General features: G+C 69.4%; 9 protein-coding genes. 3 read left to right on the top strand and 6 right to left on the bottom strand.

What is annotated here, in order from left to right; all coding sequences use genetic code 11:
• Positions 1-3: 3 nt before the first annotated feature.
• Positions 4-483, bottom strand: coding sequence for a rod-binding protein (locus FV218_RS21695; RefSeq protein WP_056087689.1), 480 nt, complete (start codon positions 481-483; stop codon positions 4-6).
• A gap of 260 nt (positions 484-743) precedes the next feature.
• On the opposite strand from FV218_RS21695, the gene FV218_RS21690 reads away from it, so the two are divergent.
• Positions 744-1,124 (top strand): hypothetical protein, encoded by a 381-nt coding sequence (locus FV218_RS21690; protein WP_147711517.1) that lies wholly within the window; start codon positions 744-746, stop codon positions 1,122-1,124.
• A gap of 22 nt (positions 1,125-1,146) precedes the next feature.
• Here the strand turns inward: FV218_RS21690 and FV218_RS21685 are convergent, their stop codons facing one another.
• From FV218_RS21685 to flhA, 3 genes are all read right to left on the bottom strand, one after another.
• Positions 1,147-1,590: a hypothetical protein gene (locus FV218_RS21685; protein ID WP_147711516.1), complete on the bottom strand. Its 444-nt coding sequence runs from the start codon at positions 1,588-1,590 to the stop codon at positions 1,147-1,149.
• Between the two features lie 242 nt (positions 1,591-1,832).
• Entirely contained in the window at positions 1,833-2,588 is a 756-nt protein-coding gene (gene fliR / locus FV218_RS21680) for a flagellar biosynthesis protein FliR (protein WP_056087693.1), read from the bottom strand.
• Positions 2,589-2,599: 11 nt separating this feature from the next.
• On the bottom strand, positions 2,600-4,687 hold the full coding sequence (gene flhA, locus FV218_RS21675; protein WP_056087696.1) for a flagellar biosynthesis protein FlhA: 2,088 nt from the start codon (positions 4,685-4,687) through the stop codon (positions 2,600-2,602).
• Between the two features lie 147 nt (positions 4,688-4,834).
• On the opposite strand from flhA, the gene FV218_RS21670 reads away from it, so the two are divergent.
• The gene (locus tag FV218_RS21670; RefSeq protein WP_056087699.1) at positions 4,835-5,122 is read left to right on the top strand and encodes an MTH1187 family thiamine-binding protein; all 288 of its coding nucleotides are present in this window, start codon (positions 4,835-4,837) and stop codon (positions 5,120-5,122) included.
• A gap of 101 nt (positions 5,123-5,223) precedes the next feature.
• Positions 5,224-5,523 (top strand): hypothetical protein, encoded by a 300-nt coding sequence (locus FV218_RS21665; protein WP_147711515.1) that lies wholly within the window; start codon positions 5,224-5,226, stop codon positions 5,521-5,523.
• Between the two features lie 51 nt (positions 5,524-5,574).
• Here the strand turns inward: FV218_RS21665 and FV218_RS21660 are convergent, their stop codons facing one another.
• Together FV218_RS21660 and flgD are read right to left on the bottom strand one after the other, a co-directional pair.
• Positions 5,575-5,841 carry a flagellar biosynthetic protein FliQ gene (locus tag FV218_RS21660; protein WP_056087705.1) on the bottom strand — a complete coding sequence of 89 codons (267 nt, stop codon included), beginning with the start codon at positions 5,839-5,841 and terminating at the stop codon, positions 5,575-5,577.
• An 84-nt stretch (positions 5,842-5,925) separates the two neighbouring features.
• Positions 5,926-6,345, bottom strand: coding sequence for a flagellar hook assembly protein FlgD (flgD, locus tag FV218_RS21655; protein WP_056087709.1), 420 nt, complete (start codon positions 6,343-6,345; stop codon positions 5,926-5,928).
• Between the last annotated feature and the right edge of the window lie 52 nt (positions 6,346-6,397).

Genomic DNA, 6,397 nt, shown 5'->3' with positions numbered 1-6,397 from the left:
GGATCAGACGCCGGACGGAATCTTGCCGGCGCCAGCGGTGGGGGCGGTCTTGTCGAGGGGGCGCGCGGTCTCCAGCATCCTGGCGATGCCGAGGCCGCCGGCCTTGGCGACCTGGGTGCCGATCTGATCGGCGAGCATCGACTTCCAGATGCCGCCGGCATTGCCCTTGCCGAAGACCGAGGCGGCCTTCGAAGGCATCATGGTCTCGACGAACTGGCGCAGGACGAAGGCCTCGAACTGCTTGTACGGATCGCCGATCTTGCCCGCCCCGGAGACCACGTTGTCGGTCTGGAGCGCCGTGAGGGTCGAGCGCGGGTCCAGCGGCATGTGCACCGAGGTTCCGGCCATGCGGTAGGCGTCGCCGAAGGCGGCCGGGTCCGCGGCCCCCGGCGTCCCGAGCTTGGCCGTCGCCTCCTGATACCGGGCCGGATCGGCGGCGCGGACCACGTCGAGGACGATGTCGGTGGGCGTGGAGATGCTCATGGGTGCCGCGGAGGTCGAAGGAAGATCGTCGACGTCGAGGGATAGGCCCCGTGGCTTGCGGGAGGCTTGAGCCGGGGGCGTTCCGGTTCGGCCTCGATTCGAGCGTCGCCGGCAGGGCATTGGCAACCGTGATGTCAGACTTCGCGCGGAACCCGCACCCCGCCCTTGCCATCGACCCTTGCGATCGACCCATGTGATCGACCCTTGCGTGCCGGCTTATGGCCCGGGACCGGGACGACGATCGGACAAGGACAGGTGCAGTGCGGACCACATCACTCGGCGCTTTCGTCGCTTTCGCCCTCTGCCTCTCCCACGCGGCCCAGGCCGACCCGGGCCTGGCCCGGTTTCGGGACGCCGCATCGCGCCCGAGCGCCCTGCGCATCGAGAGTTCCATGAGCCTGCAGATCCCGCTGACGTCGGGCATGGGTGCCGAAGACCAGCTCAAACAGGGTGAGGACGCCCGCAAGGCCCTCTATCAGGCCTCGACGCGGGAATGCGCGATGCTGCTGGATATCTTCAAGATGGAGTGTCGAATCCACTCCGTTCGCGTCACCAGCAACGTCCAGCAGCGCGGCAGCGGCGTCGACACCGTGACCGTCGCCGGCTCCTTCACCTACGAGCTGTCCCCGCCCCCGAACTGACACGGGCCGCGGTTGCGGCGGATCACGCGCCCCGTTCGTCCGTCGGCGGGACGGTCGCTTGCCCGTCGTGCGCGGGCCCGCGGGCCGCGAGGAGGTCGAGCTGTTCGAGCATGGCGCGCTGGGCCCGCTCGTGCGCCTGCACCGTCGCGAGACCCTCCACGTGGCGTTCGCTGCGCTTCTCGGCGAGGCCCCGCTCGCGCACGGCCCCGGCCTGCCGCGCGGCGGTGGCGTCGAGCTGCGTCGCCTCCCCCGCCAGCGCCCGGAGGCGGCGGGCGGCGGCGTCGAGGAACAGGCCGTGCATGGTCTCGCCCGCGAGCGTCGTCAGCATGGCGGCCCGGTCGGCCTCGACGCGGGCGAGATCGCGCCGGGTCGCCGCGAGGTCGCGCTCGGCGATCCCCCGCATCTGCTCCTGCACGGCGAGCAGGCGGCGGGCGCGCTCCAGGCGCTGGCGGGTGGTCACGGCCATGTCGGAGCCGTATCCGTCGATCCAATGACAAGCCGATCATCTCCGTGAAGGGAGACGTCACGGCACCGGGAGGCTTGGCGCAGGTCCCCTCTCCTGGAAGGAGAGGGACAGGGTGAGGTGTGGGACCTTTTCGGAGAGTCCACACACCTCACCCCAACCCTCTCCTTCCAGGAGAGGGAGCCTGATGCGACCGATCTATCCGATGCGGTCAGCCATAGAGCCGCGGCTTTCTCCATCGTAGACTAGCCCCGCCGCAGGTAGTCGACGTAGCCCGTGAGGAACTGCGTCATGAACTCGTTCGAGAGGTAGTAGAGCAGCAGCAGGCCGCCGAACATGATGAATGGCGTGGCGATGAAGTACACCGGGATCTGCGGCACGAGCTTGTTGGTGAAGCCGGCCGCTAGGTTCACCGTGACCGCGTAGACGATGAACGGCGCGGTGATGCGCAGGCCGAGCACGAAGGCGATGCCGATCTGGTCGACGATCCGCACCAGGGCGGCCTGGGTGCCGATGCCCTCGCCCGGCGGCAGGCGGGCGTAGGACTCGACGAGGCCGCGGAACAGCTCCCAGTGCAGGTCGGCGGCGAACAGCAGGGCGGTGGCCGCCATCATGATCAGGGCCTCCACCGCCGGCACCGGATCGGTGCCCTCGGCCACGGCGCCCGGCATGCCGCCGAACCCCACCATGGTGGAGGCGGCGTTCATCATCGTCTCCAGCACCGTGAAGAAGATCCGCCCGAGGAAGCCGATGACGAGGCCGGTCATGGTCTCGCTGGCGATCCAGGCCAGGGTGGTGGCCGGGTCCTGCGCCGCGAGCCGGCCCTGGAACAGGGGCAGCACCAGGGGCGTCATGGCCAGCGACGCGGTGAGGGCGATGAGGAGGCGGACCTGGGCCGGCACGCGCGGACTGGAGAATCCCGGCACCACGAGGAGGCAGCCGCCGACCCGGCAGAAGATCAGGAAGGCGGCCAGGACGCTTTCGGGCGCGGCGGCGTTCATGGGCGGCGGCCCTACGAAATCGTCCCGAGGGACCGGATCTCGACGCCCCGGGCGATTTCGAGGTGCGAGAGCACGGCCAGCGTCGGGTAGAGCCGCTCGATGATCATCCGCACGTAGGGGCGGGCGTCCGGCGCGGTGACGAGGGCGAAGCTGCGGGTCTCGCGCATGTGCTTGCGGATCGCTTCACCGGCCTCGGTGCCGAACTGCTCGACGAGGCGCGGGTCGATGTCGAACTCGACGACCTCGCCCTTGGCGTCGCGCTTCAGGCTCTGGTGGAACGACAGGTCCCAGGCACCGCCCAGGCGCAGGACCGCCAGGGTCCCGTTCTCGGCGAGATCGCCGCAGATCTGCTGGGCGATGCGCATGCGGACATGCTCGGCGATCTGCTCGGCGCGGCGGGCATGCGGGGTGATCTCGGCCACCGCCTCGAGGATGAGGTGAAGGTTGCGGATCGAGACCCGCTCGGACAGGAGCAGCTTCAGCACCGCCTGGAGACCCGAATACGAGATCTGCGACGGGCAGATCTCGTCGAGCAGGCGCTTGTACTCGGGGTCGAGGCGGTCGAGCAGCCCGCGCATGTCCTTGTAGGACAGGAGCTGGGGCAGGTTGTTGCGGATCACCTCCGACAGGTGGGTGAGGAGCACCGAGGCGCCGTCGATGGGCTCGAAGCCGCCGCGCCGCACCTCCGCCGCGTAGGAATCGAGCACCCAGCGCGCCTTCATGCCGAAGGCCGGCTCGCGGACCTCGTCGCTCGGCACGTCCGGCACCGGCCCCTCGCCCACCACGACGAGGAGCTGGCCGGGGCGGAGGTCCTGGGTCGCCGCCACGGTGCCGTGGATGAGGATCTGGTAGGATTTCGGGGGCAGCGCCACGCTGTCCGTGAGCTTGATCTCGGGCACGACGAAACCGTACTGGCGCGCGAACTTGCGGCGCATCTTGGCGACCCGGTGCGACAGCTCCGATTGCGAGGTGGCGAACTGGGCCGAGACTTGGCGCCCGAGGCAGAGCTCGATCTCGGGGGTCTTGAGCGACTCCCTCACCGACAGGGACTCGCGGGCGGCGAGCTGCTTCTGGTCCTCGACGGCGAGCGCCTTGGCGTCGACCACGGCCTTCTGGGCGGCGATCTTCTTCGGGATGGCATAGGCGGTGAACGCCATCAGGCCCGACAGCACCATGAACGGCAGGAAGGGCAGGCCCGGCACCAGGGCGAACATGAACATCAGGGCGGCGGCGACCGCGAGCGCGCGCGGATAGGCGCCGAGCTGGCCGAGCACCGCCTGCTCGGCGGTGCCGCGGGTGCCGCCCTTCGAGACGAGGAGGCCGGCCGCCAGCGACACGATGAGGGCCGGGATCTGCGAGACGAGGCCGTCGCCCACCGAGAGCTTGGTGAACACGTCGGCCGCCTGGCCCAGCGGCATGCCGTGGCGGGTGGTGCCGATGATGATGCCGCCGAACACGTTGACGGCGATGGTGATGAGGGAGGCGATGGCCTCGCCGCGCACGAACTTCGAGGCGCCGTCCATGGAGCCGAAGAACGCGCTCTCTTCCTCCAGCTCGCGCCGGCGCGATTGCGCCTCCTTGTCGTCGATGAGGCCGGCGTTGAGATCGGCGTCGATGGCCATCTGCTTGCCCGGGATGGCGTCGAGGGTGAAGCGCGCCCCGACCTCGGCGATGCGGGTGGCCCCCTTGGTGATGACCAGGAAGTTCACCGTGATGAGGATGAGGAACACCACGATGCCGATGACGAAGTCGCCGCTCATGACGAACTGCGAGAAGCCCTGGATGACGTGACCGGCGGCCGAGACCCCGTGCTGGCCGTTGGCCAGGATCAGCCGCGTGGTGGCGATGCCGAGGGCCAGGCGCAGGAGGGTCGCGATGAGCAGGACCGTGGGAAAGGCCGAGAATTCCAGGGGCTTCTTGATCCAGAGGGCCACCATCAGGATCAGCACCGACAGGGCGATGGAGAAGGCCAGCCCGATATCGAGGAGGATCGCCGGCACGGGCAGGAACAGGATCGCCAGGATGGCGACGATGCCCGCCGCGAACCCGATATCCCGCTGGGACCTGCGCTCCAGGACGATCGCGTCGCTTGCCGCCATGGCGGATGCCTACCCCGTGAATGAACGGGGTCTTGTCGCGGTTCAAGCTTGCGTGGGGATGGGGGCGTGCCCCGTCATCGCTCCGCCCCGGCCGGACATGATAGAAAGCCCCCTCGCCCGAAATCCGGGCACCCGGGAGACACGCCCATGAAAGTCGTCGCCGATCTGTGCATCGTCCCCATGGGGGTCGGCCCGTCGGTCTCGCCCTACGTGCGGGAGATCAAGGCGATCCTCGACGCCAGCCCGCTCACCGCCGAGATGCACGCCAACGGCACCAACATCGAGGGCGAGCTCGGCGAGATCTGCGCCCTCGCCGAGGCCTGCGAGGCCCGGCTCGCCGAACTCGGCGTGGAACGGGTGTTCTTCACCATGACGTTCTCGTCGCGCCGGGACAAGGACCAGTCCATGGCCGACAAGCTGGCGGCGGTGTCGTAGGGCACGCGCGTCCCACCCGGGCGCACCGGCCCGTTGCCGCTCGCTTGCGCCGGGCGTCCCGCGGCACCACCTCGGCCGGAGCAGGACACCCAGGGAACGGCATGCCGCGCTTCATCGCGATCGAGAAGATTACAGGACGGGTCTACGGCGACACCGCCCGGTTCGGGCAGGCCGGCGACGTGGCCTCGCCCGTCGACGCGGTCTGCCTGTTCGATCGCCAGTTCCGGCGGGCGCCGCGCGGCTTCGGCCACGTCGGACCCGCGAGCACGGCGGCGAGCTACGACGTCTACGAGATCGAACCGTCCGACCCCGATCGCGCCACGACGAACGACACCGAGGCCCACTCCCTGGTCCACGAGCACGGCTCCTGGGTGGTCGCCCTCGTGACCTACAATTCCTGACGGTCGACGGCGGTCCGGCCGGTGGAGCGCGAGGCCGCCCGCCGATGCCCCTCAGAACCCCGTGACGATGCGCCCGTAGGTGTTCTCGGCGAAGGCCGAGATCTGCGCGCCGATGAACGACGAGGTGATGAGCAGCACGAGCAGGATCACCACGATCTTGGGCACGAAGGTGAGGGTCACCTCCTGGATCTGGGTGAGCGCCTGCAGCAGGGCGATGGCGATGCCGATGAGCATCGCCGCGCCGATGGCGGGGCCGGCGCCGACGATCACGGTCCAGATCGCGGCGCGCACGAGTTCGAGGGCATCGACCTCGTTCATCCGGGGACCTTTCTCGAAAAGCGGTCGACGGCCGGCGCGCCGCGTCCGGCCCTGCCTACACCGTTTCACGGCGCGGCGAGAGACTCACTGCGACAGGGAGATTCCCTGGGCCAGGAGCACGTCCTGGCCGTTGGTGAGGCGGGCGAGGGCGCCCTCGCTGGTGATCTTCACGGACTGGACCTCACCGGTGATCTTGCCGTCGGCCGAGGTGATGGTGCGGCCGAGGATCTGGTCGGCCTGCGCGAGGAAGCTCGAGGACAGCAGGGAGTCGAGCTTGGCGTTGGTCTTCGTCGCCTGCTCCACCTGGGAGAAGGTGGCGAGCTCGCCGACATAGGCCGTGGAATCCATCGGCTTCGTCGGGTCCTGGTTCTTCAGCTGCGCCATGAGCAGGGTCAGGAACGTGTCGGCATTCATCGAGGCGGCGACGCCGCTCGCGGATTTCGCGGCGGTGGCGGCGGCGGCCGTCTGCGTGGGGGTGGTGCTGGTGCTGCTTCCGACGGCCATGATGACTGCGTCTCCGGATGTGGGGGCCTTCAGGCCGGGCGGGGGATGGGTT

It is taken from the genome of Methylobacterium sp. WL69 (assembly GCF_008039485.1).
Taxonomy (GTDB): domain Bacteria; phylum Pseudomonadota; class Alphaproteobacteria; order Rhizobiales; family Beijerinckiaceae; genus Methylobacterium.
This window is presented reverse-complemented; position numbering and strand designations above follow the sequence as displayed.